Source organism: Terrabacter sp. GCM10028922 (genome assembly GCF_042666095.1).
In the GTDB taxonomy this organism is placed as follows: Bacteria; Actinomycetota; Actinomycetes; order Actinomycetales; family Dermatophilaceae; genus Terrabacter.
This window is the reverse complement of sequence record NZ_JBHTFG010000032.1, coordinates 175,278-201,812: the sequence shown is the minus strand read 5'-3', so window position 1 is coordinate 201,812 and position 26,535 is coordinate 175,278. Positions and strand designations below refer to the sequence as shown.

At 72.8% G+C, this 26,535-nt stretch carries 30 protein-coding genes; 13 read left to right on the top strand and 17 right to left on the bottom strand.

All coding sequences use genetic code 11. From position 1 onward, the window contains the following. Window positions 1-6 precede the first annotated feature (6 nt). From ACFQU3_RS21330 to ACFQU3_RS21295, 8 genes are read right to left on the bottom strand one after another with little or no spacing between them, the layout of a single operon-like run. Window positions 7-990: a glycosyltransferase family 9 protein gene (locus ACFQU3_RS21330; RefSeq protein ID WP_385913539.1), complete on the bottom strand. Its 984-nt coding sequence runs from the start codon at window positions 988-990 to the stop codon at window positions 7-9. Next, window positions 981-1,691, bottom strand: a complete 711-nt coding sequence (locus tag ACFQU3_RS21325; RefSeq protein WP_385913537.1) for an SDR family oxidoreductase — start codon at window positions 1,689-1,691, stop codon at window positions 981-983. Before ACFQU3_RS21325 ends, ACFQU3_RS21330 begins: the two co-directional genes overlap by 10 nt. Then, entirely contained in the window at window positions 1,688-3,127 is a 1,440-nt protein-coding gene (locus ACFQU3_RS21320; RefSeq protein ID WP_385913535.1) for a PfkB family carbohydrate kinase, read from the bottom strand. Before ACFQU3_RS21320 ends, ACFQU3_RS21325 begins: the two co-directional genes overlap by 4 nt. Beyond that, entirely contained in the window at window positions 3,124-3,759 is a 636-nt protein-coding gene (locus ACFQU3_RS21315; protein WP_385913534.1) for an SIS domain-containing protein, read from the bottom strand. The genes ACFQU3_RS21320 and ACFQU3_RS21315 overlap by 4 nt, the downstream gene beginning before the upstream one ends. Further along, the gene (locus ACFQU3_RS21310) at window positions 3,756-4,958 is read right to left on the bottom strand and encodes a glycosyltransferase (protein WP_385913532.1); all 1,203 of its coding nucleotides are present in this window, start codon (window positions 4,956-4,958) and stop codon (window positions 3,756-3,758) included. The genes ACFQU3_RS21315 and ACFQU3_RS21310 overlap by 4 nt, the downstream gene beginning before the upstream one ends. Then, window positions 4,955-6,046 (bottom strand): glycosyltransferase family 9 protein, encoded by a 1,092-nt coding sequence (locus tag ACFQU3_RS21305; RefSeq protein ID WP_385913530.1) that lies wholly within the window; start codon window positions 6,044-6,046, stop codon window positions 4,955-4,957. The genes ACFQU3_RS21310 and ACFQU3_RS21305 overlap by 4 nt, the downstream gene beginning before the upstream one ends. Beyond that, window positions 6,043-7,560 (bottom strand): HAD-IIIA family hydrolase, encoded by a 1,518-nt coding sequence (locus ACFQU3_RS21300; protein WP_385913528.1) that lies wholly within the window; start codon window positions 7,558-7,560, stop codon window positions 6,043-6,045. The genes ACFQU3_RS21305 and ACFQU3_RS21300 overlap by 4 nt, the downstream gene beginning before the upstream one ends. Further along, window positions 7,557-9,191 (bottom strand): carbamoyltransferase, encoded by a 1,635-nt coding sequence (locus ACFQU3_RS21295; RefSeq protein WP_385913526.1) that lies wholly within the window; start codon window positions 9,189-9,191, stop codon window positions 7,557-7,559. The genes ACFQU3_RS21300 and ACFQU3_RS21295 overlap by 4 nt, the downstream gene beginning before the upstream one ends. A 206-nt stretch (window positions 9,192-9,397) precedes the next feature. Here ACFQU3_RS21295 and ACFQU3_RS21290 point away from each other — a divergent pair, with 206 nt between their 5' ends. From ACFQU3_RS21290 to ACFQU3_RS21280, 3 genes are read left to right on the top strand one after another with little or no spacing between them, the layout of a single operon-like run. Beyond that, window positions 9,398-10,744, top strand: a complete 1,347-nt coding sequence (locus ACFQU3_RS21290; RefSeq protein WP_385913524.1) for a UDP-glucose dehydrogenase family protein — start codon at window positions 9,398-9,400, stop codon at window positions 10,742-10,744. Further along, window positions 10,692-11,765: a glycosyltransferase gene (locus ACFQU3_RS21285; RefSeq protein ID WP_385913522.1), complete on the top strand. Its 1,074-nt coding sequence runs from the start codon at window positions 10,692-10,694 to the stop codon at window positions 11,763-11,765. The genes ACFQU3_RS21290 and ACFQU3_RS21285 overlap by 53 nt, the downstream gene beginning before the upstream one ends. Further along, entirely contained in the window at window positions 11,762-12,616 is an 855-nt protein-coding gene (locus ACFQU3_RS21280) for a glycosyltransferase family 2 protein (protein WP_385913520.1), read from the top strand. The genes ACFQU3_RS21285 and ACFQU3_RS21280 overlap by 4 nt, the downstream gene beginning before the upstream one ends. Before the next feature lie 55 nt (window positions 12,617-12,671). On the opposite strand, the gene ACFQU3_RS21275 is transcribed toward ACFQU3_RS21280, so the two are convergent. Next, window positions 12,672-13,478, bottom strand: coding sequence for a TIM barrel protein (locus tag ACFQU3_RS21275; RefSeq protein ID WP_385913518.1), 807 nt, complete (start codon window positions 13,476-13,478; stop codon window positions 12,672-12,674). Further along, the gene (locus tag ACFQU3_RS21270; RefSeq protein WP_385913516.1) at window positions 13,475-14,518 is read right to left on the bottom strand and encodes a Gfo/Idh/MocA family oxidoreductase; all 1,044 of its coding nucleotides are present in this window, start codon (window positions 14,516-14,518) and stop codon (window positions 13,475-13,477) included. The genes ACFQU3_RS21275 and ACFQU3_RS21270 overlap by 4 nt, the downstream gene beginning before the upstream one ends. A gap of 117 nt (window positions 14,519-14,635) precedes the next feature. On the opposite strand from ACFQU3_RS21270, the gene ACFQU3_RS21265 reads away from it, so the two are divergent. The 3 genes from ACFQU3_RS21265 to ACFQU3_RS21255 are packed head-to-tail and all read left to right on the top strand — an operon-like array spanning window position 14,636 to window position 17,359. Next, a complete protein-coding gene (locus ACFQU3_RS21265; protein ID WP_385913514.1) occupies window positions 14,636-15,679 on the top strand; it encodes a LacI family DNA-binding transcriptional regulator in 1,044 nt (347 codons plus the stop codon). Continuing rightward, entirely contained in the window at window positions 15,664-16,470 is an 807-nt protein-coding gene (locus tag ACFQU3_RS21260; protein WP_385913512.1) for an alpha/beta fold hydrolase, read from the top strand. The genes ACFQU3_RS21265 and ACFQU3_RS21260 overlap by 16 nt, the downstream gene beginning before the upstream one ends. A 52-nt stretch (window positions 16,471-16,522) precedes the next feature. Next, complete coding sequence (locus ACFQU3_RS21255) at window positions 16,523-17,359, top strand: alpha/beta fold hydrolase (RefSeq protein ID WP_385913510.1); 837 nt, start codon at window positions 16,523-16,525, stop codon at window positions 17,357-17,359. Window positions 17,360-17,372: 13 nt separating this feature from the next. On the opposite strand, the gene ACFQU3_RS21250 is transcribed toward ACFQU3_RS21255, so the two are convergent. Together ACFQU3_RS21250 and ACFQU3_RS21245 are read right to left on the bottom strand one after the other, a co-directional pair. After that, complete coding sequence (locus ACFQU3_RS21250) at window positions 17,373-18,032, bottom strand: VOC family protein (RefSeq protein WP_385913508.1); 660 nt, start codon at window positions 18,030-18,032, stop codon at window positions 17,373-17,375. A gap of 31 nt (window positions 18,033-18,063) precedes the next feature. Beyond that, on the bottom strand, window positions 18,064-19,098 hold the full coding sequence (locus tag ACFQU3_RS21245; RefSeq protein WP_385913506.1) for a LacI family DNA-binding transcriptional regulator: 1,035 nt from the start codon (window positions 19,096-19,098) through the stop codon (window positions 18,064-18,066). A gap of 136 nt (window positions 19,099-19,234) precedes the next feature. Between ACFQU3_RS21245 and ACFQU3_RS21240 the strand changes: the two genes are divergently transcribed. Continuing rightward, window positions 19,235-20,431: a Gfo/Idh/MocA family protein gene (locus ACFQU3_RS21240; RefSeq protein ID WP_385913504.1), complete on the top strand. Its 1,197-nt coding sequence runs from the start codon at window positions 19,235-19,237 to the stop codon at window positions 20,429-20,431. An 83-nt stretch (window positions 20,432-20,514) separates the two neighbouring features. After that, window positions 20,515-21,501, top strand: coding sequence for a sugar phosphate isomerase/epimerase family protein (locus tag ACFQU3_RS21235; protein WP_385913502.1), 987 nt, complete (start codon window positions 20,515-20,517; stop codon window positions 21,499-21,501). An 8-nt stretch (window positions 21,502-21,509) separates the two neighbouring features. Here the strand turns inward: ACFQU3_RS21235 and ACFQU3_RS21230 are convergent, their stop codons facing one another. The 5 genes from ACFQU3_RS21230 to rpmB all read right to left on the bottom strand — a co-directional run bounded on the left by ACFQU3_RS21230 (window position 21,510) and on the right by rpmB (window position 24,309). Continuing rightward, window positions 21,510-22,874: a sensor histidine kinase gene (locus ACFQU3_RS21230; protein ID WP_385913500.1), complete on the bottom strand. Its 1,365-nt coding sequence runs from the start codon at window positions 22,872-22,874 to the stop codon at window positions 21,510-21,512. 101 nt (window positions 22,875-22,975) lie between these two features. Further along, window positions 22,976-23,458, bottom strand: a complete 483-nt coding sequence (gene bfr, locus ACFQU3_RS21225; RefSeq protein ID WP_385913498.1) for a bacterioferritin — start codon at window positions 23,456-23,458, stop codon at window positions 22,976-22,978. Further along, window positions 23,445-23,651, bottom strand: coding sequence for a bacterioferritin-associated ferredoxin (locus ACFQU3_RS21220; RefSeq protein ID WP_385913496.1), 207 nt, complete (start codon window positions 23,649-23,651; stop codon window positions 23,445-23,447). Before ACFQU3_RS21220 ends, bfr begins: the two co-directional genes overlap by 14 nt. 119 nt (window positions 23,652-23,770) lie before the next feature. Then, a complete protein-coding gene (gene rpsN / locus ACFQU3_RS21215; RefSeq protein ID WP_385913494.1) occupies window positions 23,771-24,073 on the bottom strand; it encodes a 30S ribosomal protein S14 in 303 nt (100 codons plus the stop codon). Then, complete coding sequence (gene rpmB / locus ACFQU3_RS21210) at window positions 24,073-24,309, bottom strand: 50S ribosomal protein L28 (RefSeq protein WP_385913492.1); 237 nt, start codon at window positions 24,307-24,309, stop codon at window positions 24,073-24,075. The genes rpsN and rpmB overlap by 1 nt, the downstream gene beginning before the upstream one ends. A gap of 59 nt (window positions 24,310-24,368) precedes the next feature. Between rpmB and rpmE the strand changes: the two genes are divergently transcribed. From rpmE to ACFQU3_RS21185, 5 genes are all read left to right on the top strand, one after another. After that, window positions 24,369-24,635: a 50S ribosomal protein L31 gene (rpmE, locus tag ACFQU3_RS21205; RefSeq protein WP_385913490.1), complete on the top strand. Its 267-nt coding sequence runs from the start codon at window positions 24,369-24,371 to the stop codon at window positions 24,633-24,635. A gap of 8 nt (window positions 24,636-24,643) precedes the next feature. Next, window positions 24,644-25,744, top strand: a complete 1,101-nt coding sequence (locus ACFQU3_RS21200; protein WP_385913488.1) for a CobW family GTP-binding protein — start codon at window positions 24,644-24,646, stop codon at window positions 25,742-25,744. 68 nt (window positions 25,745-25,812) lie between these two features. Then, a complete protein-coding gene (locus ACFQU3_RS21195) occupies window positions 25,813-25,986 on the top strand; it encodes a 50S ribosomal protein L32 (protein ID WP_385913486.1) in 174 nt (57 codons plus the stop codon). Window positions 25,987-25,998: 12 nt separating this feature from the next. Further along, window positions 25,999-26,121 carry a type B 50S ribosomal protein L36 gene (gene ykgO / locus ACFQU3_RS21190; RefSeq protein ID WP_385913484.1) on the top strand — a complete coding sequence of 41 codons (123 nt, stop codon included), beginning with the start codon at window positions 25,999-26,001 and terminating at the stop codon, window positions 26,119-26,121. 54 nt (window positions 26,122-26,175) lie between these two features. Then, window positions 26,176-26,475 carry an HU family DNA-binding protein gene (locus ACFQU3_RS21185; RefSeq protein WP_385913964.1) on the top strand — a complete coding sequence of 100 codons (300 nt, stop codon included), beginning with the start codon at window positions 26,176-26,178 and terminating at the stop codon, window positions 26,473-26,475. Window positions 26,476-26,535: the final 60 nt, after the last annotated feature.

The window sequence follows — 26,535 nt, the reverse complement described above, 5'->3', positions numbered from 1 at the left end:
GGCGAGTCACCCGCCCGAGGTCACCACCGCGTGGGTTGCACTGTGCTCCAAGCGTTCCCGGGCTGCGCGGATGACCTCGCCCACGCTCGTCGTCAGGAGCACGGGATCCACGACGTCGCCCAAAGGGTCACCCCGACCGCCGTGGGCGGCGCGGGCGGCGCCGTGCCAGACGACGGTGTGCGGGCCACCGGGGGGCGGCCCCCACTCCGCCGGGGCCACCGGACCGAAGAGGACGACGGACGGCGTCCGGTGAGCAGACGCGAGGTGGGCCATCCCCGTGTCACCGCACACGACCAGCCGCGCGCCCGCGACGAGCGCAGCGAGCGTGCGCAAGTCGGTCCGGCCGGCCAGCACAGCGCCGGGCCGGAGGCCGCTCGAGTCCGCGACGTCGCGGGCGAGCCCGACCTCGTCAGCAGACCCGGTGACGACGACGTCGTGCCCCTGCTCTCGCGCCCAGTCGGCCACTGCCGCAAAGCGCTCCGCGGGCCAACGCCGCGAAGGACGAGCGGCCCCGGGGTGGACGACGACGGCTCCCGGCGCGGGGCTCACGAGGTCCGGTGGCGGCAGGTGCAGGTCTGCCGGGTCGGCCGGCCACCCCGCCGCGTCGACGACCCGGCACCAGCGACGCACCTCGTGCTCTCCCGACCGCCAGTCGGGACCCCGGACGCCCACCGCTGCGCACGCGTACGCCACGAGCCGCCCGGGGGCCAACGCCTGCAGCAGCCGATGGCTCTCCGGCCCGGAGCCGTGGAGGTTGACGGCCACGTCGGGAGGCGGTCCACGCCACTCGACCGGCGAGAGCGCGCGCGTCGGCAGCACCCGGTCCACGAGGTCGGGCCCCACGACCAGGTCGGCAAAGGCGGCCGGCGCGGCGAGGACGAGCTCCTGGTCGGGCCTCCCCCGCCGGATCGCACGCAGCGCTGGAACTGCCGTCAGGATGTCCCCGAGCCCGAGGGCGCGCAGCACGAGCACCCGTCCGCTCAGGGCCACGAGCCCTCCACCGACGGAGTGACGACGAGCTCACGGATCTCGCAGCCGGCGGGCTGCCGGAGCGCGAACAGGACTGCTGCGGCAACGTCCTCGGGCCGGTTCAGCTTCGCGTCAGGCCCCGGCCGGTACTGCTCGGGACGGCCGTCGAAGAAGGCCGTGTGCATGCCGCCGGGCACGAGAGTGGTCACCCCGACGCGTCCCTGCGTCTCGACGGCGAGAGCTCGGGAGAACCCGATGACGCCGAACTTCGAGGCGCAGTACGCCGTCGCGTCGCTCAGCACGCGCAACCCGAGGGTCGAGGCGACGGTGACCACCCGCCCGCCGCTGGAGAGCAGCCACGGCAGGGCGGCGCGGACGACGGCAGCCGTTCCGATGAGGTTGACCTGCACGACCCGGTCCCAGTCCAGCCCGTCGACCTCGTCGAAGCGCCCGCACGCGTCGGTTCCGGCGCACGTCACCACGGCATCGAGCCCGCCGGCCCGTTCGGCGAGGTCGCGAACGGCGTGCTCCGCCTCCCGCGCGTCGGCGAGGTCGACGATGCCGACGTCGGCGTCGGGCACGTCCACCGTCTCCGGTTCCGGCATCCGTCGGTCGAGGACGAGCGGCCGTCCTCCCTCCTGCGCCACCGCTCGCGCCACGGCGGCGCCGAGGCCCGAGGCCCCGCCGGTCACCAGCACCGTTCCCACTGTCGAGGTCGTCATGCGTCACTCCTCTCGGTTCGCGCGGCCGTGGCCGCTCCCAGGGGCGGTCGGGCGCTGCGCCCGGAGGCCGCCTCGACCAGGGCTGTCGTCGAGCGGCCCTCGACGTAGGGCAGCACGACCGCCTGCCCGTCCCACTCCTCCAGCACGGCGAGCTCGGGCACGTCCACGCCCGCGTAGTCGCCGCCCTTGGTCCAGATGGCCGGTCGCACCCTGCGCAGGACGTCGACCGGCGTGTCCTCGTCGAAGAGGACCACCTCGTCGACGCATTCCAACGCCAGCAGGACGCGGGCGCGGTCCGCCTCGGGAACGATCGGGCGCCCCGGTCCCTTGAGGCGGCGCACAGAGGCGTCCGAGTTGAGGCAGACGACGAGTCGGTCGCCCAGTGCGCGAGCCGCGCGCAGCGTCTCGACGTGGCCGGTGTGCAGCAGGTCGAAGCAGCCGCCGGTCGCGACGACGGTCGGCCTCCGGTCTTCCGTCGAGCCGTCGGGGCCCGAGACGTGAAGCGTCTGCCAGGCCGGCGCCGTCCCGCTGCGCCGGTCGAGGGTGGCAGGCCCACCGCTCGCGACGTACTCCGCCGCACGACGGACTCCCTCGGCCACGGCGTCCGCGATGACGGACCCCGACGCCAGGGCGGCGGCCGCGGACGTGGCCAGGCGGTCGCCCGCCCCGCAGGCGTCGATGCACTGCACTGCCGGCGCGGGAACGAGCACTGGCGTACCGGCGCCGTAGGTGAGCAGCGCACCTCGCGCGCCGAGCGTCACGGCGACGCCGCGCGCGCGCCACACCCGCCCGAGCGCTTCGGCGCGTCGCCGGACGCTGACGAGCGAGTGCCGCGGGCCCTGCACCTCGAAGCCCCGACGGGCGGCCAGAACGGCCGCCTCCTCCTCGTTCGGCGTGACGAGTCGGGCGCCGGGCGCCGGCTCGCCACCTCGCGGATGGGGGTCCCAGACGACGGGGATGTCGGCCGCCACGTCGGCGAGCACGTCGCGCAGGCCCTCCGCGTCCACCGTGCCACGGCCGTAGTCGGAGACGAGCACAGCACCGGCACGGCGCACGGCGTCGAGGGCACGCTGCGGGGCCGGGGCGACGCCGCCGGGCGCACCACCGCTGTCGAGGCGGACGAGCGACTGGCCCTCGGCGCGGATCCGCCGCTTGACGGGTGTCGCACCGCGCGCGGACAGCGCGACCACCTCGACACCTTCCAGCAGCCGTTGCAGCCGGTCGCCCGCCTCGTCGTCGCCGAGCGCGGTGACGAGCACGACCTCGACGCCGTCGTGGCGCGCCAGTGCGGCGGCCAGCGCGGCTCCACCGGGGCGGGCACGCTCGGTGAGGTCGTCGAGCACCGGCACCGGGGCGTCCGGGCAGAGCCGGCCGGCGCGGCCCTCGACGTCGACGTCGAGCAGGGCGTCACCGATGACGACGAGTGGTCCTTTCATGCCGGCCTCCTCACGGGTGGCACGTCCTCGGTCGTCCGGGCCGGAAGAACACCCAGGGACCGGTCGAGGCCGGCGCACAGGATGTGGACGGCGACGAGGTGCAGCTCCTGGACGGTTGCGGTGAACTCCGCGTCCACAGTGAGCACCTCGTGGGCGACCTCGGCCAGCGGGTTGGGAGCCGGCCCCGTCAGGGCCCAGACCGTCAGGCCCCGTTCCCGCCCGCGACGGGCCGCCTCGACGACGTTGGGGCTGCGTCCGCTCGTGGACAGGAGCACGAGCACGTCACCCTCCCGACCGTGCGCCTCCACCTGCCTGGCGAAGAGCTCCTCCGGCGGGTAGTCGTTGAACACGGCGGTCAGGGTGGAGGTCTCGGCGCTGAGGCAGATCGCCGAGAAGGGCCTCCGGTCGAGGCGATACCGGCCGACGAGCTCGGCCGTCAGGTGCTGCGCCTGCGCGGCGCTGCCGCCGTTGCCGGCCGCGAGGAGGCGGCCACCCTGGTCCAGCACGGCCGCCAGACGGCTTCCCCAGCGGTCGGCCAGCTCGACGCACGGGCTGAAGGTGCTCATCGCGGTGACGAGCGCGTCGAGGTGCTCGTGGTCGCAGGGCGTGAAAGTCGTCGGGCCGCCGCTCACGGTGCCACCGCCCGTCGCGAGGCGGCCGCCGAGACGCTGGCATACACGTCCTCGGTGCGCTCGGCGACACAGGACCAGCGGTACAGGGCCACCGCCCGGTCGCGGCCGGCACGGCCGTAGGTCGCCCGTCGCTCCGGGTCGTCGACGAGCCGATGCACCGCTGCCGCAAGGAGATCGGGACGTCTCGGTGGCACGAGCTCGCCCGTCAGGCCGGGCAGCACCGTGTCGAGCAGGCCACCGACGGCGGACCCGACGACGGGCCGGCCGCACGCCATGGCCTCGACGGGGACGATGCCGAACGGCTCGTACCACGGCACCGCCACGACGACGTCGGCCTCGTTCATGAGGCGGGGCACGTCGTCACGGCCCACGCCCCCGAGGAAGCGCACCCGGTCCGCGACGCCGCACCGCTGGGCAACCTCACGCAGGCGTCGGACCTCCGGGTCGGCGTCGAGACGCGACGGCTCCGGTCCGCCCGCGACGACGAGGTCGACGTCGGGCACGGCGGCCAGCGCCTCGATGGCGTTGCCGACGCCCTTGCGTTCGACGAGCCGGCCGATGGACAGCAACCGCGGTCGGGGAGCCGCGGGGACGGCATACGGACGGAAGAGGTCGGTGTCCACGCCGCACGGCACGACGGTCGCGTGGTGCGTCGGCAGTCCCATGCGACCGAGCTCCTCGACCTCGTCGCTGCACGTCGCGACGACATGGTCGACCTGGCGGCACAGCCGACGTTCGATACCGAGCCTCTCGGGCGGGCTCGTGTCGCGGTCCCCCTGGTGCCGGCGCTTCACGGTCCCGAGGGCGTGGAAGGTCTGCACCACCGGGATGCCTACGCGTCGGGCCGCCCGCGTGCTTGCCACGCCGCTCATCCAGAAGTGCGCGTGGACGATGTCGACGGGCTGCTCGCTCCAGCAGGTCTCGAGGTAGCGGGCGAAGGCGGGCATGTACGGGAGGAGCTCGTCCTTGGGCACGTCCTCCGGGGGGCCGACCGGCACGTGCTCGACGACGTACCCGTCCGGCGTGTGCACGCGCACCGGCACGTCCGGTGCCGTCCAGCGGGTGTAGACCGTGACCTCGTGACCGCGCGCCACGAGCTGCGCCGACAGGGCTCCGACGTGGACGTTCTGACCGCCCGCGTCAGCGCCGCCGAGCAGCGCCAGCGGGTCGGCGTGCTCCGACACCATCGCGATCCTCATGACAAACCTCCTGGGACGGTCTGGACGAGCGCGGCGGCCCCAGCCGGCGCGCCCGACCACGGGTGGGACGTGCGGGCCCGCGGCCCGAGGGAGTCGAGCGCGTGCAGCGCCTCGGCGGCGGTGACGGCTGACAGGCAGGGATGACCGGGGAAGGGGCACTCGGTGACGCGGCTGTCCCGGCACGGCGCGTCACCGCGACCGAGCGCCACGACCGGCACACCCCACGGGCGCCAGCGCTCGAAGGGCACCGTCGGCGCGAACAGCGACACGACCGGCGTCCCGACGGCCGCAGCGAGATGGGCCGGACCCGTGTTGGCCGCCACGACGGCCGACGCGGCCCCGAGGACGCCGGCAAGCTCGGCGAGCGACGTGCGCCCGCCGAGATCCACCACGTCACCGCTTCCGTATGCCGCCGCCACCCCAGCCGTCAGCGCCCGCTCGCTCGGGCCGCCCGTCACGACCACACGCCGGCCCCGTTCGGCCAGCAACCGTGCGAGCTCCTGCCAGCGGTGCACGGGCCACGCACGAGCCGGCACCGAGGCCCCCGGGTGCAGCACGACGAAGTCGCCCGACCACGGCTGGCGCGGGAGGGACGACGACCGCACCGCAAGGCACCCCGTGTCGCCGTCGGGCAGGGCGTAGCCGGCGGCCCGCACGAGCGAGAGTGCCCGCTCGACCTCGTGGAGCCCGTCGGGCGGCCGGTGCCGCAGGTCGAGCAGGCTGCCGGAGAAGTCGGTGCTCACGGCGCCGATCCACGGCACGCCGGCGAGGCGCAGCAGCAGGGCCGTCGGCAACGCGGACTGGTGGAACGACGTCAGCACGAGGGCCCGGTCCGGGGCGAGCGCCCGGACCGTGGCGAGGAGCCGGTCCACGTGCTCCGCCTGTACCGGCGCGGGATCCGGGTCGATCCACGGGCAGCGCCACTGCACCACCGAGTCGACGCCGGGCAGCAGCTCACCCGCCTCCGCCCCCTGGGGCCCGCACAGCAGGGTGACCCGCTCGGCGCCGGCCGCGACCGCACGCACGGCCGGACCCGCCAGGAGCACGTCACCGGCGTTGTCGAGTCTCGCGACGAGCACGTGGGTCACCAGCGACCGCCCAGGAGGTCGTCGACGACCGCGCCCAGGTCGCTTCTCACGACGGGTGCGGCGGCCACCTCTGCGCGTCTGGTCGCACCGTTCGGCACGAGCACCGCCGCGGCACCCGCAGCGCGGGCCGCCGCCACATCGGCGCCGATGTCTCCCACGACGACCGTGCGGCGCGGGTCGACCGCCAGCCGTGCGCACGCGTCGAGGACGAGCCCCGGCTCGGGCTTGCGGCAGGCGCACCGCTCCTCGGGCGCGTGCAGGCACTGGCACCAGACGTCGAACGGGCCGAGCAGCGCCTGCACGCGGGCGTTCACTGCGTCGAGCTCCTCGGTGCTGACCAGGCCACGGCCGACTCCCGACTGGTTCGTCACGACCCCGACACGGATCCCGTTGCACCTCAGCCGATCCAGCGACTCACGCGCGCCGCTGACGACCCGCACCGCCTGGGGATCGGTGTTGTAGGGGACGTCGTGCACGATGGTGCCGTCCCGGTCGAGCAGGACCAGGTCGGGCGGCCCGCACCACGGTGCCGCACCGCGGTGCTGCACTCGGCCCCGCACGGCATACGTCACGGCCGCGAACGGGATGACGACGCTGGTGACGACCATGCGGGCGACCTCCTCGAGGTCGCGTGGCCCGGGAAGCAGCCGCGCCGCAGCGAACTGTCCCGTCAGCGCTGCCCAGCCGAGACCGGCGACCCAACCGGCTCTGCGCCGGCGGGCCAGCGTCGCGGCGACGGCGGTCACGCCCGCCGCGACCGTGGCGCCGTGCAGGCGCAGGCGGCCCCGCGGCGCGTGGGCTCGGGCCCGCCAGTGCGGACCGTGCAACCGGCGCATGAGGGCGTCGTCGACGTTGCCGGCCTGACGCCGCACACTCACCCAGGCGTCGGCCGGGCGCACAGGATGGAGCACCTCGCGGCTGCCCCAGTCGATGCGTCCGCCCGAAGCCGTGACCCGCAGCCCGAGGTCGACGTCCTCACGGTAGGCCCGTGGGAACCGCTCGTCGAAGCCGCCCACGGGAGCCAGCGCAGCCCGCCGGTAGGTGAGGTCGGCAGTGATCCACGGCGCCCCTTCGAGCCCTGCCGTCGAGCGCTCCCAGTCGTCGGGCCTACGGTCGGTGGGCAACGGCACCCGGACCTGGCCCTGGCTGCCGACGACGTCGGGGCCGGCAGCACTCAGGTCGTCGAGCAGGTCTGCGTACCAAGTGTTCCCGGGCACGACGTCGTCATCGAGGAAAGAGACCCACGGGGTGCGGGCATGCCGCCAGCCGAGGTTCCGGGCAGCTGCCGGTCCACGTCCACCGCTGGTGAGCACCGTTGCCTCGAAGGGCAGGTCCTCGAGCCACGCCGGCGGGCCGAGGGGGTCGGCTGCGCCACGGTCGTCGACGAGGAGGACCGGTGCGGACACGCGCGTCGACTGCTCGGCCAGGCTTTCGAGCAGCGTCAGCAGGCTGTCCCGACCGACCGTCGGCACGACGATCGTCGTCGCCGTGGAGCCTCGGGTGCCGCTGCTCATGACCCCGGCCTCCTCACGACGAACGGGCCCAGGGCCAGCAGGTCGACGGGTGCGGACCCGAAGCACTCGAGGGCGTCACGGGGGCTGTCGACCATGGGCCGTCCAGCGGTGTTGAGGCTCGTGTTGACGACGACAGGGATGTCGGTGAGCTCCTCGAAGGCCGCCAGCATCCGCGCGACGAGCGGCTCGTGCTCCGGGTCGACGGTCTGCACGCGTGCCGTGCCGTCCACGTGGACGACGGCCGGAATCCGGTCGCGCCACTGGGGGTCGACGTCGTGGACGAAGAGCATGTACGGCGACGGAAGGGGGCCTCGACCGAAGATCTGCGCCGCCCGCTCGGCTCTCACCATGGGGGCCACCGGGCGGAACTGCTCGCGGCCCTTGACGTCGTTGAGCCTCTCGAGATTGCGCGCGTGACCGGGGTGGGCCAGCAGCGACCGGTGGCCCAGGGCCCGAGGGCCGTACTCGCTGCGGCCCTGGAACCACGCGACGATCCCGTCGGCGGCGAGGCACGACGCGACCGCGCGCGCCACGTCACGGGGGCGCTCGTAGGGCAGTCGCGCCGTGCGCAGGACGTCTTCGAGCTCGTCGTCGTCCCACGACCGGCCGAGGTCGGCACCGGGCATCGGCTCACAGCGATCGCCCGCGTCGGTCGCCACCGTCAACGCTGCTCCGAGCGCGGTGCCGGCGTCGCCCGCGGCAGGCTGGACCCACAGGTCGTCGTACGGTCCGTCGGCATGCAACCGCGAGTTCGCGACGCAGTTGAGCGCCACCCCGCCGGCGAGTGCGAGGCGCCGTGCCCCCGTTCGCTCGTGGAGCCAGGCGACGAGCTCGAGCAGCACCTCCTCGAGGCGCGTCTGCACACTGGCGGCGAGGTCGGCGTGCTCCTGCATCCAGGGGTCGTCGCCTCCTCGTGGCTTGGCGAGCGCACCCCACTCGACGGGCTCCGTGCGATACCCGCCGTCACCCGACGTCGTCACAGCGCGGCGCATCACATCGGCGAACTGGGGCGTGCCGTACGACGCGAGCGCCATGACCTTGTACTCGTCGCTGCTGCGCAGAAATCCCAGGTGTTCGGTGACATCCTCGTAGAGCAGGCCCAGCGAGTGCGGAAGCCCTTGTGCAGCAAGGGTTTCCAACTGCCCACCCGCGTAGTGCCCCGCGAGGTGGCTGGCTCGCTCGCCGCGCCCGTCCAGCACGAGCACGTCGGTGTCGGCCGCCGGACCGGCCAGCGCGGCCGAGGCCGCGTGTGCGACGTGGTGGGGCACGAAGCGTACGCAGCCCGGGTCCAGGCCCGGCAGGGCGCTCGCGATGAAACCCGGCGCACGCTGGGCGTAGGACTGGCGCAGATGGTCCCAGGGGTCATGGAGCCCGAGCCGGTCGGCCGGCTCGGCGAGAGCGGGGTCGTACGAGTAGGCCACGGCGTCGAGGTCGGACGGCTCGATCCCGGCGTGCTCGAGACACCACCGCGCAGCGAGCTCGGGCAGCTCCCATGCGGCGAAGGGCACGGGCCGGTGGCCATGCTTGCGCCGCGACAGTCGCTCTTCCTCGAGGGCAGCGACGGTCACCCCGTCGATGACGAGAGCAGCTGCGGGGTCGTGGAAGAGCGCGTTGATGCCAAGGACCTTCACAGGGCCTCCGATGCCGGTGCGGGTGGTTCGTCTCGGAGAAGCGGTTCCCACTTCTCGGCTCCTCAAACCGCTTCTCTCCGGAGAAGTGCTTCTCGTGCGCGAATTGGACTGCTTTGTGGGACCTTCCGGCCTCCCGGCAGGCGCCGGCACCGTCGGCTGCGCCTCCACCATGTTTGGCGTCGCGCGGCAGCGGGAAAGAGTCACGCGTGCGTATCTCCGTCCTCGGCACCGGTTACCTCGGCGCGACGCATGCTGCCGCTCTGGCCCGATGGGGTCATGACGTGGTCGGCGTCGACGTCGACGTCCGGCGCATCGAGCAGCTCGCCGACGGCGTCGCCCCCTTTCACGAGCCGGGGTTCGCGGAGCTGCTGCGCGAGGGCGTGCTATCGGGGCGACTCGCCTTCAGCACCGATGCCTCGGCGGTGGACAGTGCGGACGTGCACTTCCTCTGTGTCGGCACACCGCAGCTCGACGGCGGCCATGCAGCGGACCTCAGGGCCCTCTGGGCGGCCGTGGACGCGCTGGCACCCCGGCTGCGCCACGGCGCCCTCGTGGTGGGCAAGTCCACTGTGCCCGTCGGCACGGCGGCGCTCGTCCAGGAACGCCTCGAGGACCTCACGGCCCCTGGACACGGCGTCGAGGTCGCCTGGAACCCGGAGTTCCTCCGGGAGGGCCACGCCGTCGAGGACTCGCTGCGTCCGGATCGGCTCGTGCTCGGTGTCGCGTCCGACGCCGCCGAGGCTCGACTGCGCGAGGTCTACCGGCAGGTGCTGTGCGACGGCGTACCTGCAGTCCGCACCGACCTGCAGACCGCAGAGCTGGCCAAGGCCTCGGCCAACGTCATGCTGGCCAGCCGGATCTCCGTGGTCAACGTGCTCGCCGAGGTGTGCGAGGCGGCCAACGCCGACATCGAGCGCCTGACCGAGATCCTGGGGCTCGACTCGCGGATCGGTCCGCGCTACCTCTCCCCCGGTATCGGTTTCGGCGGGGGGTGCCTGCCGAAGGACCTGCGCGCCTTCTCGAGCCGCGCGGCCGAGCTCGGCGTCGAGACGGCGTCGCAGCTGCTCGGCGCAGTCGACGAGGTCAACGTGTACCAGCGCCAACGGGCGGTCGACCTCGCCAGAAGGCTGCTGGACGGCAGACCCCGCGGCCGGCAGGTCGCGGTTCTCGGAGCCTCGTTCAAGGCCGACTCTGACGACGTTCGTGACTCGCCCGCCCTCGCCGTCGCCACGGGGATCGCGGCGCTCGGTGCCTGCGTCCACGTCTACGACCCGGAGGCGGGGCACCACCTGGCTGACCGCCTCGACCTCGAGGTGCGCGACAGCGCCGAATCCGCTTGCGAGCGAGCGGAGCTCACGCTGGTCCTGACCGAGTGGGCGCAGTTCGGCGCACTGGATCCCGTGGCACTCGGCAGGATCGTCCGACGACGCGTCGTCGTCGACGGCCGCCTCGTCCTCGACCCGCACCGGTGGACCCGAGCCGGCTGGCAGGTGCACGCCCTTGGACGGCGCGACCCCGACCCGCAGCTGGACACGCGTCGAAGGGCGGGGTGACGACGTGCGCATCCTCATCTGGCACGTGCACGGCTCGTGGACGACCGGGTTCGTGCAGGGGTCTCACGACTACCTCGTGCCCGTCGTGCCCGACCGTGGCCCGGACGGCGTCGGCCGTGCTCAGTCGTGGGACTGGCCGGCACGGGTGCGGGAGGTTTCGCCCCACGACCTTCGGGACGAGGAGCTCGACGTCGTCGTGCTGCAACGCCCTCGTGAGCTGGACCTCGTCCGGGAGTGGACCGGCCGGACGCCTGGGAAGGACCTGCCGGCCGTCTACCTCGAGCACAACGTCCCCGGCGGGCGGGTGCCCTTCGACCGGCACCCGATGGCCGACCAGAGCAGCATCCCCGTGGTGCACGTGACCCACTTCAACGCCCTGCTGTGGGACAACGGGTCGGCTCCGGTCAGGGTCATCGAGCACGGCGTGCCGGACCCCGGTCGTCGCTACACGGGCGAGCTCGCTCGCGCTGCCGTCGTCGTCAACGAACCCGTCCGTCGCGGCCGCGCGGTCGGCACCGACCTCGTCCTGCGGTTCGCGCGCCACCAGCCCATCGACGTGTTCGGCATCGACGCCGACGCGCTCCGGGTGCTGCCCGACGTGCCGCCCGCCCTGAGAACCGTCGAAGGCCTCGACCAGGAGCGACTCCACACCGAGATGGCGCGACGCCGGGTCTACCTCCACCCGAACCGGTGGACGAGCCTCGGGCTGTCCCTGGTCGAGGCGATGCTGCTCGGAATGCCGGTCGTCGTGGTCGCGAGCACGGAGAGTGCGGTGGCGGTGCCCCCGGGGGCCGGCTTCGTGAGCACTCGCCCGGACGAGCTGTCCACCGCCATGCGCGACCTGTGCCACGACGCCGACCTGGCCCGGTCGGTCGGTGAGCAGGCCCGTGCCCACGCGTTGCACCGGTTCGGCCTGAGCCGCTTCCTGCGCGACTGGGACCTGCTCCTTGCCGAGGTCGCCCGCGGCAGTGCGGCGAGCCCCGCCTCGGGCCCCGAAACACCCGAGAGGGTGGCGACGTGAGCCCGGAGCCCGGCCCGCGCGTCACCGTCGTCGTCGCCACCCGCAACCGCTGGGACGACCTTCGACGCTCACTCCCACGCCACCACCCGGCGCCGGTCGTGCTCGTCGACAACGCGTCCGACGACGCGACTCCACAGCGTGTGGCCGAGGCGTTCCCGGACGTCAGGGTGATCCGGTTGGCCCGCAACGCCGGTGCGGTCGCCCGCAATGTCGGCGTGGCTGAGGTCGAGACGCCGTACGTCGCGTTCGCCGACGACGACTCGTGGTGGGAGCCGGGTGCACTCGACCGTGCAGCCGACCTGCTCGATGCCAATCCCCAGGTCGGGTTGATCGCCGCGCGCGTGCTGGTCGGCGAGCCGGGGGTGCTCGAGCCCGTCTGCGCCGCGATGTCCGAGTCCGCACTCGAGACCCGCCCCGGCGAGCCGGGGCGGCGGGTCCTCGGCTTCATCGCGTGCGGCGCCGTCGTCCGCCGGTCGGCCTACCTCCAGGCAGGCGGCTTCGACCCGGTGGTCTTCTTCGCCGGCGAGGAGGAACGGCTCGCGCTCGACCTCGCAGCCCACGGATGGGCGCTCTGCTACGTACCCGAGGTCGTCGCGCGCCACGTGCCCTCGACGGCACGTGACGTGCGGGCACGCCACGTCCGGGTGGCCCGCAACATCATGCTGACCGCCGTCATGCGTCGCCCCGTGCGCGAGGTCCTGCGCACGGCGCGCCGCACCGCACGGGGTCGCCACGGCGTGCGGGGTCTGCTCGCGGCGGTGCCGAGGGTCCCCGCCGCCCTCCGCGCCCGACGACCGCTTCCACCCGATGTGGAGGCGGCCCGGCGACTGCTCGACGCCGCTGCATCCTGACGCAGACCGTGTCGGTCGGTCCGTCGGTCGGATCGGCCGGTGTCGCCGCCGGCCGTCAGGGCGTGAACGCGGTGCGGAAGCGCTCGAGCGCGAGCTCGTCGTCGCCGGACGCGAACCCTTCCAGCCCCACCGGGCCGGTGTAGCCCAGCTCCACAAGCGCTCGGGCGATGGCCGGATAGGCGATCTCGCCCGTGCCCGGCTCGCACCGGCCCGGCACGTCGGCCACCTGGATCTCGCCGATCCAGGGGAGTGCCCGCCGACAGAGCTCGATGAGGTTCCCCTCCCCGATCTGCGCGTGGTAGAGGTCGAGCATCAGCCCGAGGTGCGCGCTGTCGACGGACTCGACGAGCGCGAGACAGTCGGCGGCGGTGGCGAAGGGCACGCCGGGGTGGTCGACGGCGGTGTTGAGGTTCTCGAGCACGAACATCACGTCCTCACGCTCGCCCAGCTCGCCGATGCGGCCCAGCGTGCGCTGCGCGGTGAGCCACATCGGGCCCGTCTCGACGGGTTCGGCCCGCACCGGCAGGCCGCGGTCGTCGAGCCCCGTGCCATGGAGGTTGAGGCGCGGGATGCCGAGGCGTTTCGCCACAGGCACCGACTCGGCCGCCGTGGCGAGCAGCTCCTCGGCGCCCTCGGCGTCACCGAGCCGTCCCCGGACGTAGCCCGTCATCGAGGAGAAGACGACGCCCTCCTCGCGGAGGCTCTCGAGCGCGCCGAGGTCGTGACGGGTCCAGTCCCAGATCTCGACCTGGAACCCGAGCTCGTGGATCCGGCGCACCCGTTCCGCGAACGGCCGGTCGAGGAAGACCATCTCGGCGCTGACCGCGAGCGTGAACGGGCTCGCCACTGCCTGGCTCGTCATCGCGCAACCGCTCCCTCGACCGCACGGTCGGCGTCGCGCACGGTGACGGTGCCGCCGGTCTCGACGGCCTCGATGCACGCCAGCGCGATCCGCAGCGCGGCGCGGGCGTCCTCGCCTCGGACCTGCGGCGGCGTGCCGTGGCGGACCGCGCCGCAGAAGGCCGCGAGCTCGGCGGCATACGCGTCGGTGAAGAGGTCGGTGTCGGCGCGGGCCGTCGGGCTCGAGACCCCGGTGGCGCTCCAGTGCGCGCTGGTCAGGTGCGCCGGGCTCCCGGCCGTGACCATGCCGGCCGACCCGAAGACCTCGCCGCGCACGTCGTAGCCGTACGCCGCTGAGAAGCTCGCCTCGGCGACGGCGATCGCGCCGTTGTCGTAGCGGATCGTCACCACCGCGGTGTCGAGCAGCCCGGCCTGCTTGAAGTCGGGCGCCACGAGGGCGTCCGCCATGACGGACAGCTCCACGGCCGTCGCGCCGGCGTTGAACCAGTTGAGCGCGTCGAAGTCGTGGATGAGCGTCTGGGTGAAGATGGTCCACGGCGGGACGGCCCCCGGGTTGGCGAGCCCGGGGTCGCGGGTCAGCGAGCGCAGCAGCTGCGGCGTGCCGATGCCGCCGCTGGACACCGTCTCGTGAGCCGTGACGAAGTCGCGGGCGAAGCGCCGGTTGAAGCCCACCTGCAGGGGTATGTCGGCGGCCCGGCAGGCGGCGATGGCGCGGTCGGCGTCGGCGAGGGTCATCGCCATCGGCTTCTCGACGAAGACGGCCTTGCCGGCCTCCGCCGCCGCGACGACGAGGTCGGCGTGCGCCGTGCTCGCGCACGTGACCGCGACGGCCTCGACGCGCGGGTCGTCGATGAGTGCTTGAGGGTCGGTGAGCCACTCGACCCCGAGCGACTCGCCGAGGCGTTCGGCGGCCGCACCGTGCGGGTCGGCGACGGCGACGAGGTCCGCTGCGCCGAGGTGGTGCGCGAGTGTCGTGGCGTGATGGGTTCCGATGCGGCCGGCCCCGATGAGGCCGAACCGGACCGGGTCGGGATGCGTCATGTCTGCTCCTTCGCAGATAGGTGACTAGAGCGCTCTAGTTCTGCGCACATTGAATCCTCCGCCGCCACGCCGGTCAAGAGGTGGTCCACCGCCGTGGAGCGCTCTAGAGTCGCGGAGGTGGGAGCCGAGAAGGTCACGATGGAGCACGTCGCCGCGCGGGCGGGAGTCTCACGCGCCCTCGTGTCGATCGTCTTCCGCGGTGTCGCCGGGGCATCCGACGCGACGCGCGAGCGGGTGCTCGCCGCAGCACGAGAGCTCGACTACCGCCCCGACACCCGAGCGAGCCGGCTGGGCCGCAGCCGAACCCGAACGCTCGGCGTCACCTTCAGGGTCGGGCACGCCTTCCACGGCGACCTCCTCGGGAGCCTCTACACCTGGGCCGACACAGCGGGCTACGAGCTCGTCCTGAGCGGGGTGACGCCGTCACGCTCCGAGACGGCCGCCGTCGAGACGCTGCTCGCCGAAAGGTGCGAGGGCATCATCCTGCTCGGCAGCAGCCAGTCCGCGGCACTGCTCAGGCACCTGTCGGCGCGACTACCGGTGGTGAGCGTCCTGCGCCCCGTGCCAGGCGCAGACGTGGGCGTCGTCCGCACGGACGACGCCGCCGGCCTGCGCCTCTCCGTCGAGCACCTACGCAGCCTCGGCCACACGCGCATCGCCCTGCTCGACGGCGGGCGCACGGCGGGAGCCGCCGAACGGCGACGCGGCTACCGAGCAGCGATCCGTCGGTCTCCGGGCCTCGTCGAGACGGTCCTGCCCGGGGGGCTGAGCGAGCTCGAGGGCGCCGAGGCGGCCCGCGCGTTCCTCGCTCTCGGCGCTGCGCGCCGGCGGCCCACCGCGGTGGCTGCGTTCAACGACCGGTGCGCGATGGGCTTCGTCGACGTCGTCAGGCAGTCGGGCCTGCGCGTGCCGGGTGACGTGTCGGTCGTCGGCTTCGACGACATCACCGAGGCCGGCTATCCGCACGTGGCGCTGACGACGGTGCGCCAGGACGCCGAGCGCCTCGGAGCCGCGGCGGTGCGTTCCCTGACCCGCCGCCTCGACGACGAGCCCGAGATCAGCGACACCCAGGCGTCGGTGGCCATCACGTCAGTCGTCATCGAGCCCGAGCTCGTCGTGCGCGCCAGCACGGCACCACCAGCCCGATGGGCGGGCTCCTAGTGGTGGGGCGCGCGCTCGGGCCGGACGTGCACGAGCGCCTCACGTCGGTGCAGGGGCGCGTCGTGCGGTCGCTGGCCGTCGGCGACGGAGCATCTGGCACCGGGCCGCTCGTCGTCATCCTTCCCGGACTCGGCCTGCCCTTCTACACGCTGCGAACGGCACGAGCCCTCCTCTCACGAGGCATCGACTGCACGGTCCTCGACCTGCCCGGCTTCGGGTCCGGCCGGCCGTGGCCGACGCGACCGAACATCCACGCCATCGGCCTCACGGCCGCACGCTGGCTCGAGAGCGAGACGGCCGACCGGCCCGTCGTCGTGCTCGGCCACTCGACCGGTGCGCAGGCCGCGCTCACGGCCGCGCTCGCGCTCGGCGCGCGCCGGCGCCGCCTCTCGCTCGTCATGGCCGGCCCGACCTTCACCCCTGGGCAGCGGCGCCTTCCCCGGCTGGCCCGGACGACGCCACTCGCCTACCGCAACGACGGCCCCCACGAGCTCGACCCGGTCGAGGTCTATCGCGGTCGCACCGGCATCATCGCGATGCTCCAGGGCAGTCTGCGCGATTCGCCGGAGGAGCGGATCGTCCATCTTCCGACGCCCGTGACGGTCACGGCGGGCGTCCACGACGCGTACGCGCCGGTCGAGTGGCTCGACCGGCTCGCCACCTCGGCACGCTGTGCCCCGAGCGTGCGGACCTCGCTGCTCGGCGGCTCGCACAACAACCTCTTCACCCATCCCGACGAGGTCGCCGACCTCGTCGTGCTCGCCGCCGGAGACGCCGCAGCCCCCGGCTGAGGGTCGTAGAATCCCGGAGCGCTGCGGCCGACCCGTCTGGCAGGTTGGACCCATGCCGACCTACACGTCCTACGACGGCGTCAAGCTCGCCTACCGGGTCGAGGGAACGGGCGAACCGGTCGTCGTCTGGCCCGGTGGGCCGGCCCGCGACCCCGCCTACCTCGGCGACCTCGGCGGGCTCGCGCAGGTGTCCGAGCGCTCCCTCGTCATCCCCGACCCCCGCGGCACCGGAGCCTCGCCGCTCCCGGGCGACCGGACGGCATACGGCGCCGCGCACCTCGCCGACGACCTCGAGGCGCTCCGCGCCCACCTGGGACTCGAGACCCTCGACCTCCTCGGACACTCAGCCGGCGGTTCGGTGAGCCTGCTGTACGCCGCCCGTCATCCCGCGCGGATCCGGCGGCTCGTGCTCGCCACCCCCGGCACGGCGACCGTGGGACTCGACCTCACCGACGAGGAGTGGGAGTCGCGAGCCGCGTTGCGTTCGCAGGAGCAGTGGTTCGGGGAGGCGAAGGCCGCACTCGACGCGGACGACGGAACGCCGGCGACGCGGCAGGCGATGTCACCGTTCCTCTACGGGCGGTGGACCGACGCCGCTCGGCTGCACGCAGCCTCGGACGACACGCAGCGCAACCGCGAGGGCACGCGCGCCTTCTGGGCCGACGTGCCCGACCCCGCGACGACTCGTGCGGCACTGGCCTCACTGACCGCACCGGTGCGGGTCCTCGTCGGCGAGCTCGACCTCATGCCGGGCCCGGACCTGGGCAGTCAGCTCGCGGGGCTCTTCCCCGACGGACGCTGCGTCGTGCAGGCGGGTGCCGGCCACTTCCCGTGGGTCGACGACCCGGGCCTCTTCGCGCGCCTGGCCGCCGCGGCCCTCACCGACTGATCGGATATCCGGGTCAGTCGGGCGGCGAGGGGTCGCGGCCCTGCCAGGTGCAGACGCACGCCTCGTTGCCCTCGGGGTCGGCGAGGACCCAGAAGGCCGGGGCCGCCGAATCCGACACCATGCGCCCACCCGCCGCGAGTGCGCGCTCGATGCGCCCGGCCGCCTCGTCGTGGGCGACGGTGACGTCGAGATGGATCCGGTTGCGCTGCGGCCTCGGCTCGTCCATCTGCTGGAACCACACCGCCGCACCCATCCGGAGGAGGTCCTGCAGGTCGTCGCGCGCGATGACGTCCCAGCCGAGCACGGCGTGCCAGAAGGGCCGCACCGCGTCGATGTCCATGGCGTCGATGGCGATCTCGATCACCGTCAGGGACCGCGGCTCCGACGCCAGTCCCAGCTCGTTGACAACGGCGTCGATGGCCCGCCCCAGCTCGACGTCAGCCTCGGTGACGCCGCCGGCCGGCTCGGTCGACACGGTCAGGTGCACGACCTCGCCACGCACGTCGACGTCGGGCCGGCGACCGGCCGTGGCCGCCACCTCACCCACTCGAGCGACGAAGGCGAAGGCGGACGAGGTGTCGGGCGCGCGGACCGTGAGGTGCATGCGCTGGAGCAGGCACCGCCACTCGGGCAGTGCGTCGGAGGCCGTTTGGCGCGTGAGCTTCTCGAGCATCCTCCGACCGTAGTCCCGCCGACGCCTCCGGTCAGTCCTTGCGTATGCCGCCCCGCCGGGCCGTCCTGTCACCGCGCGGTGACGTCGTGCCGCGGATCACGAGCTGCGGCTCCAGGACCAGCTCGACGGGTTCGGTGCGGCCGTCGTCCAGCCGCTGGGTCGCGGCCTCGACGGCGGCGGTCGCCATCGCATCGGGGAGCTGGCTGACGCTCGTGAGGTCGACGGTCGCGAGACGGGCGATGAGGCTGTCGTCGTAGCCGACGACCGAGACGTCGCCGGGCACGTCGACGCCGTCCCGCCTCAGCCGGTCGAGAAGGCCGAGGGCCGCCCTGTCGTTGAAGGCGACGACCGCGGTCGTGCCGCCGCTGCGCAGGCCCTCGGCAGCAGCCGCACCCGACTCCTCGTCGTCACCGCCCGCGACGACGAGGGCCGCATGGGCGAGACCGAGGCGCTTCATGGCACGTCGGTAGCCCTGTCGGCGCAGCGTGGAGATCGGACCGCGCGGGCCGTCGACGAAGACGATGCCTCGGTGCCCCAGCTCCGCCAGGTGCTCGACGGCCAGGCCGACACCGACGTCGTCGGCGGCGCGGACGACGTCGACCCCGGCTGCCTGTGCGCGGCGGCCGATCGCGACGACGGGGTGCTCCTCGGCCAGGGCGGCGAGCTCGGCGTCGGACAGCCGTGGGCCGAGGAGCAGGAGGGCCTCGCAGCGGAAGTCGAGCAGCGACTCCACGGCGCGACGTTCGTCCCGTGTCCTCGTCAGAGGGCTGACGACGACGTCGTAGCCGCGCTCGTCCGCAGCGGCCTGCAGGTCCTCCAGCAGCTCGCCGTGGAAGGCGCTCCTGACGTCCATCGTCACGCCGAGCAGCTGCGTGCGCCGTCGGGCGAGCAGGCTCGCAGTGCGGTCCGGCCGGTAGCCGAGCTCCGAGGCCGCCCGCAGCACCGCCTCGCGCGTCGACCCGGAGGGGCCGGGACGCCCTCGCAGCACGAGCGAGACGGAGGCCGTCGAGACGCCGGCGCGCGCGGCGACGTCGTCGAGGCGCGGACGTGACGGGCGGGACGGCATACGGCTCCTTGGGGCTGGTGGCAAGGGTCGACCCAGTTTGTCAGGACAAAGTGTTGACAGCATGCCCTCGCGGTCAGCACACTCTCTTAAAGCGCTTTAAGCCTAGCGCACGACCCGACGTCCAGAGAGGCACATCATGACCACGTCCCCCATCGGTGTTGCCGTCATCGGCGCCGGTATGGCCGGCCGGGCCCACTGCGCCGGCTACCGCTCCGCCCCGACCCTCTTCGACCCACCGCTCCCGCCGATCCGGTATGCCGCCGTGGTCGACGCGAACGCAGCCGTGGCCGAGGACGCCGCGATCCGTTACGGCTACGAGCGGTCCGGCACCGACTGGCGCGAGCTCCTCGATGCCGACGACGTGCAGGTCGTCAGCGTCGTGGTCGCCAACCACCTGCACCGCGAGATCGTCGAGGCACTGCTCGACGCCGGCAAGCACGTGCTCTGCGAGAAGCCGCTCGCGGCCAGCATCGAGGACGCGCGCGCCATGGTGGCAGCGGCACAGGCCCACCCGGACCAGGTGAGCGGCGTCGGCTTCGTCTACCGTCGTCAGCCCGCCGTCGCCGCTGTGCGCGATCTCCTGCACGAGGAGCTCGGCGAGGTGTCCCACTTCAACGGCCGCTACTGGTGCGACTACGCCCGCAGCCTCGAGACGCCGATGGCCTGGCGCTACAAGGGCGGCCCCGGCACGGGCGCCCTCGCCGACATCGGCAGCCATCTCATCGACCTCTCCGAGTTCCTCTGCGGGCCGATGGACTCGGTCAGCGGTGGCACCTTCACGACGAAGGTCACCGAGCGAGCCGTGCCCCTCGGCACGACGTACGGCCATGCCAGGACCGAGCTCTCGGACGTGCGCGAGCCCGTCGAGAACGACGACGTCGCGAGCTTCACGGCACACTTCGCGAGCGGCGCGATCGGCACGTTCTCGATCTCGCGCATCGCGCCCGGTCACGCCAACTCGCTGGCCTTCGACGTCATGGCCGAGCACGGCGCGGCCAAGTGGGACATGGACCGGCCCGCCGAGTTCAGCGTGATCCTGAACCAGACCGACGACCGCCGCTCCGCCGTCAACGGCTACAACCAGGTGCTCGCCGGGCCGGCCCACCCGTACGTCAAGGGCGGACTGCCGATGGACTTCCCCGGCTGCTCGTACGGCGTCGGCGACCTCTTCGGCTACCAGGCCCGCGCCTTCCTCGAGCAGGTCGCCGGCATCAAGGGCCTGCCTCCGGTCGCGCCGTTCGAGGACGGTGTGCGCGACCTCCGGATCATCGACGCGGTCACCCGGTCCGCCGCGGCAGGCGGGGCGGCCGTCTCCGTCACCCCGGGCGCCTGAGCCGATCCTCCCGACCCACTCTCCGACCCCACTCCCGCCACACCCTCCTGATCCCGACGACGACGTCACGAAAGGACCCACCCATGCAGCTCGGCGCCTACAACGCCTGCCTCGGAGACAAGACGCTCACCGAGGCACTCGACATCATCGCCGGCCTCGGCCTCACGAGCGTCGAGATCAACTCCGGCGGCTTCCTGCCCCCGATCCACCTGCCCGTCGAGGACCTGCGCTCCAGCGAGGACGCGCGACAGCAGTACCTCGGCGAGTTCGCCTCGCGCGGCCTGACCCTGACCGCGCTCAACTGCAACGGCAACCCGCTCCACCCGGCTGCCGGCTTCCCACACTCGCAGGAGCTCATCGACTCGATCGAGCTCGCCGCGCTGCTCGGCGTCAGGCGCCTCGTCACGATGTCCGGCACGCCTGGCGGCGAGCCGGGAACGTCTGTGCCCGTGTGGAACCCGCTGCCATGGTGGAGCCCGTTCCTCGATGTGCAGGACCACCAGTGGAGTGTCGCCATCCCGTACTGGAAGGACATCCAGGCGCGAGCCGCCGACGCGGACGTCACGATCGCCATCGAGATGCACCCGGGCAACATCGTCTTCAACCCGCGCACGATGCACCGACTCGCCGAGGAGGTGGGCGCGACGCACCTCGGAGCCGAGATGGACCCGAGCCACCTCTTCTGGCAGGGCATCGACCCGGTCCTCGCCGTCGCCGACCTCGGCGAGCTCGTCGTCAACGCGGCCGCCAAGGACACCCGCATCAACGAGGCCGCCAAGGTCAACGGCGTCATCGACGACAGTTTCCACCGCGTCGCCGAGGGCGAGCCGGGCCACCTGCCGCTCGGTGGCGGCACGACGCTGAGCGGATGGCCCCGCACCGCGTCGTGGGACTTCGTCGCGGTCGGCCGCGGCCACGACACGGCGTACTGGACGGAGTTCCTGCGAGCCCTGCACAAGATCGACCCCGACATGCCCGTCAACATCGAGCACGAGGACCAGGAGCTCGACCAGCTCGAGGGCCTGCGGTTCGCCGCCAACACCCTCATCGAGGCCGAGAAGGCGATCTGACCACCGGCTCACGGCGCCGCCGGCAGCTCCACCCGGAACACGGTGCGACCTGGCCGGGAGTCCACGGTGATCCGGCCACGGTGCCGCTCGATGATGTGGTGGCAGGTTCCGAGCCCGAGGCCGGCACCCTGACCGGGCGGCTTCGTCGTGAAGAAGGGGTCGAAGACGCGAGTCACGTCGGCGCTCGGGATCCCGGGCCCGTCGTCCTCGATCTCGACGACGACCACGGCGTCCTCGCGGTGGGTCCGCACGACGATCGTCCCGTGGCCGTCGACGGCGTCGACGGCATTGTCGATGAGGTTGGTCCAGACCTGGTTCAGCTCGCTCGCGTAGCTCCCCACCCGGGGTAGGTCAGCGGCATACGCTCGCTCGACGCGGACATCGGGCAGCAGCGTGTGGCGCAGGAAGAGCAGAGTGTCCTCGAGCCCCTGGTTCACGTCGACGTCCTGGACGGTCGCCTGGTCGAGATGGACGTAGGACTTCAGGGCCTGCACGGTCTCGGCGACGCGGCTGGCCCCATGACCGACCTCGACGAGCAGGGAGCGCACGGTGAACGTGGCGGACAGCCACCGGGCGAGCACGGAGAGGCGGTCGGCCCCGAAGTCCTCGGCCAGCTGGCCCAGCCGGTCGGGCGTGAGACCCAGCCCGACGAGCCCAGGGGCCACCTGCCAGGCATCGTCCACCCCATGCCGGTCGAGCCACACCTCGAGCTCGTCCTCGAGGTCGACACTGGTCAAGGCGTCCAGGGCCGAGGGCGGGCTGACCACCTGCTCGACCTCCGCGGCCAAAGCACCCAGGCGCGCTCGTTGGTCGGCCGTGAGGTCCGCGCGCTCGAGGACGAGACGCGACTCCGTCGAACGGTCGAGCAGCTCGGTCAGCTGCTGGGTGCCGCGGACCACGGCGGCCACGGGGTTGTTGAGCTCGTGGGCGATGCCGGCGGCCAGCGTCCCGAGCTGCGCCATGCGTTCGTTGTGGTGCACCTGCGCCTCGAGCGAGCGCCAGCGCCGGGTCAACGTGTGCAGGATGACCTTGGCGGCGCTCGGACTCGAGAGGAGGAGCGAGACGACCTGTTCGTGGTCGAGGGCCAGCAGGTGCGAGTCGCGCCGGGCACGCACGGTGGCGAGGCGCGTCGTCTCCTCGAGCAGGGCCATCTCCCCGATGACGGTCCCCGCCTCGTCGTGCGTGTCGATGGTGACCTCGCGACCGTCGACGACCTTGACGACCTCGATCTGACCGCGGTGCAGCACGAAGGCACGGTCCGCCAGCGTGCCCTCGTGAAACAGGACCTCACCGGCAGGGAGGTCGACCTCCTGCACCGTCCGGCACAGCCGTGCCAAATCGGCGGCGTCCAGGTCGGCAAAGAGGGGCACCATACGCAGGAACTCCTCGTAGCGACCGCGTGCCGCGGCCGGACCCGGTTCCCCTGCGCCGCCCACGATCATCGAGGCCGTACGAGCCGTGCGGGCCTGTGCACCTAGGGTGCGTCGCTACCGAGCTGCTGCGCGAGGTACTGCTGGATGCCGATGCGGTCCACCGCGTCGAGCTGGCTCTCGAACCAGTCCGCGTGCTTCTCCTCGTCCTGGACCATCTCCTCGAACACCGCCGCAGTGCCGTGGTCGCCGAGCTTGTGGCACTCCTCGGCACCGGCGTTGAACTGGGCGACGGCCGCCTTCTCGCTCTCCAGCGCGAGAGCGAGCATCTCCTTGGCGTCCTCGCCGATGCGGATCGAGCCGAGCTTCTGGAGGTTGGGATGACCCTCGAACATCAAGATGCGTTTGATGAGGTCGTCTGCGTCGCGCATCTCGTCGAGGGACAGGTCGTAGAAGACCTTGCCGAGCTTGGAGAAGCCCCAGTTGTCGAGCATGCGGGCGTGCAGGAAGTACGTGTTCGTGACCGTGAGCTCGAAGGTCAGGGCATCGTTGAGAAGCTCGACGACGCGTGGTTTAACTGGCTTCACCTTCCACCACCTCCAGAGCCGAGGACTCGGACTCCCCATGCTGGCACAGGAGGCGCTTGAGCGTGAAGACGCACGTGCCGCAGTCGGTCCCCGCACCGGTCGCGCGGCAGGCCTGCCCGAGGCTGCGCGCGCCGGAGTCCCAGGCGTCGATGAGGTCGCGGTCGGTCACCACGGCACAGTGACAGACGATCACGGGACCCCCGGCATGGGTTGCGGGTCGCTGGCGCGACGAGGACTAAGGGCAGGCTTACCTAATCAGATGGAGCCGAGATTCCCAAGTCTTCTCCGATACGTTCCGCAGAGCGGACGGCTCTACCAGCTCGACTTCGTGATGCTGGGAAGCTCGCCGCGGTGGGCCATCTCGCGGAACCGGATTCGGGACAGGCCGAACCGGCGGAGGTGACCCCGGGCGCGACCGTCGACGACGTCGCGGTTGCGCAGGCGGGTCGGGCTCGCGTCCCGGGGCAGCGCCGCGAGGGCTCTCGCGGCATCGGTGCGCGCCTGCTGTGTCGTCCCGGTGCGTACGACCTGCTTCAGCTCGGCCCGCCGGGCGGCGTACCTGCGCACGGTCCGTTCGCGACGGGCCTGGGCAGCGACCTTGGACCGCTTCGCCATCAGAGCCTCCCCCCGCGGGCGGCGATCTCGGCGACGACCGACTCGATGCCCCGCTTGTCGATCGTCTTGATGCCGCGGGCGCTCACGGTCAGTGACACGTGACGCCCGAGCGAGGGCACCCAGTAGCGGCGGCGTTGGACGTTGATGTCGAATCGGCGCTTCGAGCGGACGTGCGAGTGGGAGATGGAGTGACCGAAGCCGGGCTCGGCTCCGGTCACCTGGCATTTGCGTGACACGTGATCCTCCTGCATAGAATGAGAATGGTTTTCATTTTATGCACAGGAAAGGAGCAGACGTGAAGCCAGGCCTGCACCCGCGCCACGAGCCGGTGCCCTTCCGCGACCGGAGCGCCGGTGACGTCGTGATCAGTCGCTCGACCCGTATCCCCGAGGAGACGATCGAGGTCGACGGAGTCGACTACCCCGTCGTCCACTATGACGTCACGGCGAGCAGCCACCCGTTCTGGACGCGCACCGCGCGCGAGCTCGACAGCGAGGGCCGCATCGAGCGGTTCCGTCGCTCCTACGGCCCTCGGACGTCGACTGCCGGCGGCGATCGATGAGCGCCCCTGTGCGACAGCCAACATGGGGTACGCCGACCTACCTCGTCACCGGTGTCGACGAGCTCGCGATGGCCGCCTCGACGTTGGGTCTGCAGTGGGACCTGCCCAAAGCCGTCGTCGTGACCCACCGGATCGACGTCGAGGCGCAGCAGCTCCACCGGACGATCAGCGACGTCACAGGCGTGCTCGAGCGCGAGACGATCGACCTCGCGCACGCCTGCGTCAGCTGTGCCATCCGCGAGGACATCGTGCCCACCCTGCGCCGACTGGCCGACATCGGCCGCTGGACGTCCATCGTGGCTCACCTGCCCCTGTCGGCCGAGGCCCTGCAGGTATGCCGCGTGCTCGGCCTCGACGGCGACACGGACGTACGCGTCGCCGCCGTCATCACCGCCCTCGACGGGCCGTCGCTCGTCGAGACCCTGACGGGCGACGCACTCCTGGCCGAGCTCGGGCGCCACAGCTCGCGAGAGGACCGGCGGGGGCTGGCCGAGACGGCGGGCGCACTCGTCGAGTACGCCGACGTCGTCACCGTCCACGGGGATGCCACCGGTGAAGCGCTCGACCTCGTGCGCACACTGGCCCGTCCGGGAGCCGACGTCGTGCCCGACGGATCGTCCGTGCCGGTGGACCGGCTCGTCTCGGGGCTGCACGACCACCGAGCCACCGAGGAGTGGATCGACGAGACCCGCTCGGCCCCTCTGCCGCCCACGGCCTCGGCCGCGGTGTGGTGTCTCGACCTGCGTTCGGACCGTCCGTTCCACCCCGACCGCCTGCATGACCGGCTCGAAGAGCTCGGTGCCGGGCCACACCGCTCGCGTGGCTGTTTCTGGCTGCCGACCCGGGCCGGGCAGGCCTGCGGCTGGGACGGCGCGGGCGGCCAGGTCAGCATCGGCTCGCTCGCGCCGTGGGGCCGGCGCCCCGCGCAGACCCGCCTCGTGGTCACCGGCCTGACCTCGCTGACGAACGCCGCCGAGCGCGACGCCATCCGAGCCGCCTTCGAGGACTGCCTGCTCACCGACGCCGAGCTCGGGACGACCGGTCCCACGTGGAACCGCCCCGCCGACGGCTTCGAGCCGTGGCTCGGGGACCTCCGTTTCGCTGCCTGACATCGCCCCGCGACCCAGCCCAGCCGACCCGATCCCATCCCAGCCGCTCCCATCCCGGAGAGACCACCATGGCCGTCCCCATGCGCAAGCTCGCGCGCAGCATCACCCGGCATCGTCGGGCCCACTGGCAGGCGTCGCCCGTCGCCCTCGTCCCCGTCACGCTGGACGGCCGGACCGTGCAGGTGCCGCGCCGCCTCGTGCGGGCCGTGCAGCGCGGGCTCGTCGACGCCCGCCACCTCTGAGAGGAGTCACCCGTGCAGGTACGCAACTCGCTACGAGACCTCAAGGACAAACCCGGCTCGCAGATCGTGCGACGCCGCGGCCGCACCTTCGTCATCAACAAGCAGAACCCGCGCTTCAAGGCCCGGCAGGGCTAGACGCGGGGTGAGGTTCAACCCGCCCCGGCGGGCCCCCACGACCGAGGAGACACCATTATCACGACCACTGCCAGGACCACGAAGAGCGAGCTCGTCGCCCGCGTCGCCGACCAGGCGGGGACGAGCGCCGCCACGGTCGAGCGCGTGCTCGCAGCCCTCGCCGACGCCATCGGGGCCGACCTCGAGGCGGGCGCCAGCGTGACCCTGCCGGGTCTCGGCACCTTCGAGGCGCGCGACCGTGCAGCCCGCGAGGGCCGCAACCCGCGCACCGGCGAGACCCTGCAGATCGCCGCGACGCGCACACCCGCCTTCAAGGCAGGCGCTCCGCTACGCCGTCGCGTCGCCCGCGCGTAGCGCCGGAGGCAGAGCGGACGGCATCCGCCACCACCTGGTTCGTGCGGGTGGTGGCGGATG

Bases quoted from the DNA above. Each gene is read 5' to 3' on its own strand.
- ACFQU3_RS21325 (WP_385913537.1), bottom strand. From the start codon at position 1,691: ATGACGACCTCGACAGTGGGAACGGTGCTGGTGACCGGCGGGGCCTCG.
- ACFQU3_RS21320 (WP_385913535.1), bottom strand. From the start codon at position 3,127: ATGAAAGGACCACTCGTCGTCATCGGTGACGCCCTGCTCGACGTCGAC.
- ACFQU3_RS21310 (WP_385913532.1), bottom strand. From the start codon at position 4,958: ATGAGGATCGCGATGGTGTCGGAGCACGCCGACCCGCTGGCGCTGCTC.
- ACFQU3_RS21300 (WP_385913528.1), bottom strand. From the start codon at position 7,560: ATGAGCAGCGGCACCCGAGGCTCCACGGCGACGACGATCGTCGTGCCG.
- ACFQU3_RS21275 (WP_385913518.1), bottom strand. From the start codon at position 13,478: ATGACGAGCCAGGCAGTGGCGAGCCCGTTCACGCTCGCGGTCAGCGCC.
- ACFQU3_RS21270 (WP_385913516.1), bottom strand. From the start codon at position 14,518: ATGACGCATCCCGACCCGGTCCGGTTCGGCCTCATCGGGGCCGGCCGC.
- ACFQU3_RS21260 (WP_385913512.1), top strand. From the start codon at position 15,664: ATGGGCGGGCTCCTAGTGGTGGGGCGCGCGCTCGGGCCGGACGTGCAC.
- ACFQU3_RS21255 (WP_385913510.1), top strand. From the start codon at position 16,523: ATGCCGACCTACACGTCCTACGACGGCGTCAAGCTCGCCTACCGGGTC.
- ACFQU3_RS21250 (WP_385913508.1), bottom strand. From the start codon at position 18,032: ATGCTCGAGAAGCTCACGCGCCAAACGGCCTCCGACGCACTGCCCGAG.
- ACFQU3_RS21245 (WP_385913506.1), bottom strand. From the start codon at position 19,098: ATGCCGTCCCGCCCGTCACGTCCGCGCCTCGACGACGTCGCCGCGCGC.
- ACFQU3_RS21240 (WP_385913504.1), top strand. From the start codon at position 19,235: ATGACCACGTCCCCCATCGGTGTTGCCGTCATCGGCGCCGGTATGGCC.
- ACFQU3_RS21235 (WP_385913502.1), top strand. From the start codon at position 20,515: ATGCAGCTCGGCGCCTACAACGCCTGCCTCGGAGACAAGACGCTCACC.
- ACFQU3_RS21230 (WP_385913500.1), bottom strand. From the start codon at position 22,874: ATGGTGCCCCTCTTTGCCGACCTGGACGCCGCCGATTTGGCACGGCTG.
- rpsN (WP_385913494.1), bottom strand. From the start codon at position 24,073: ATGGCGAAGCGGTCCAAGGTCGCTGCCCAGGCCCGTCGCGAACGGACC.
- ACFQU3_RS21195 (WP_385913486.1), top strand. From the start codon at position 25,813: ATGGCCGTCCCCATGCGCAAGCTCGCGCGCAGCATCACCCGGCATCGT.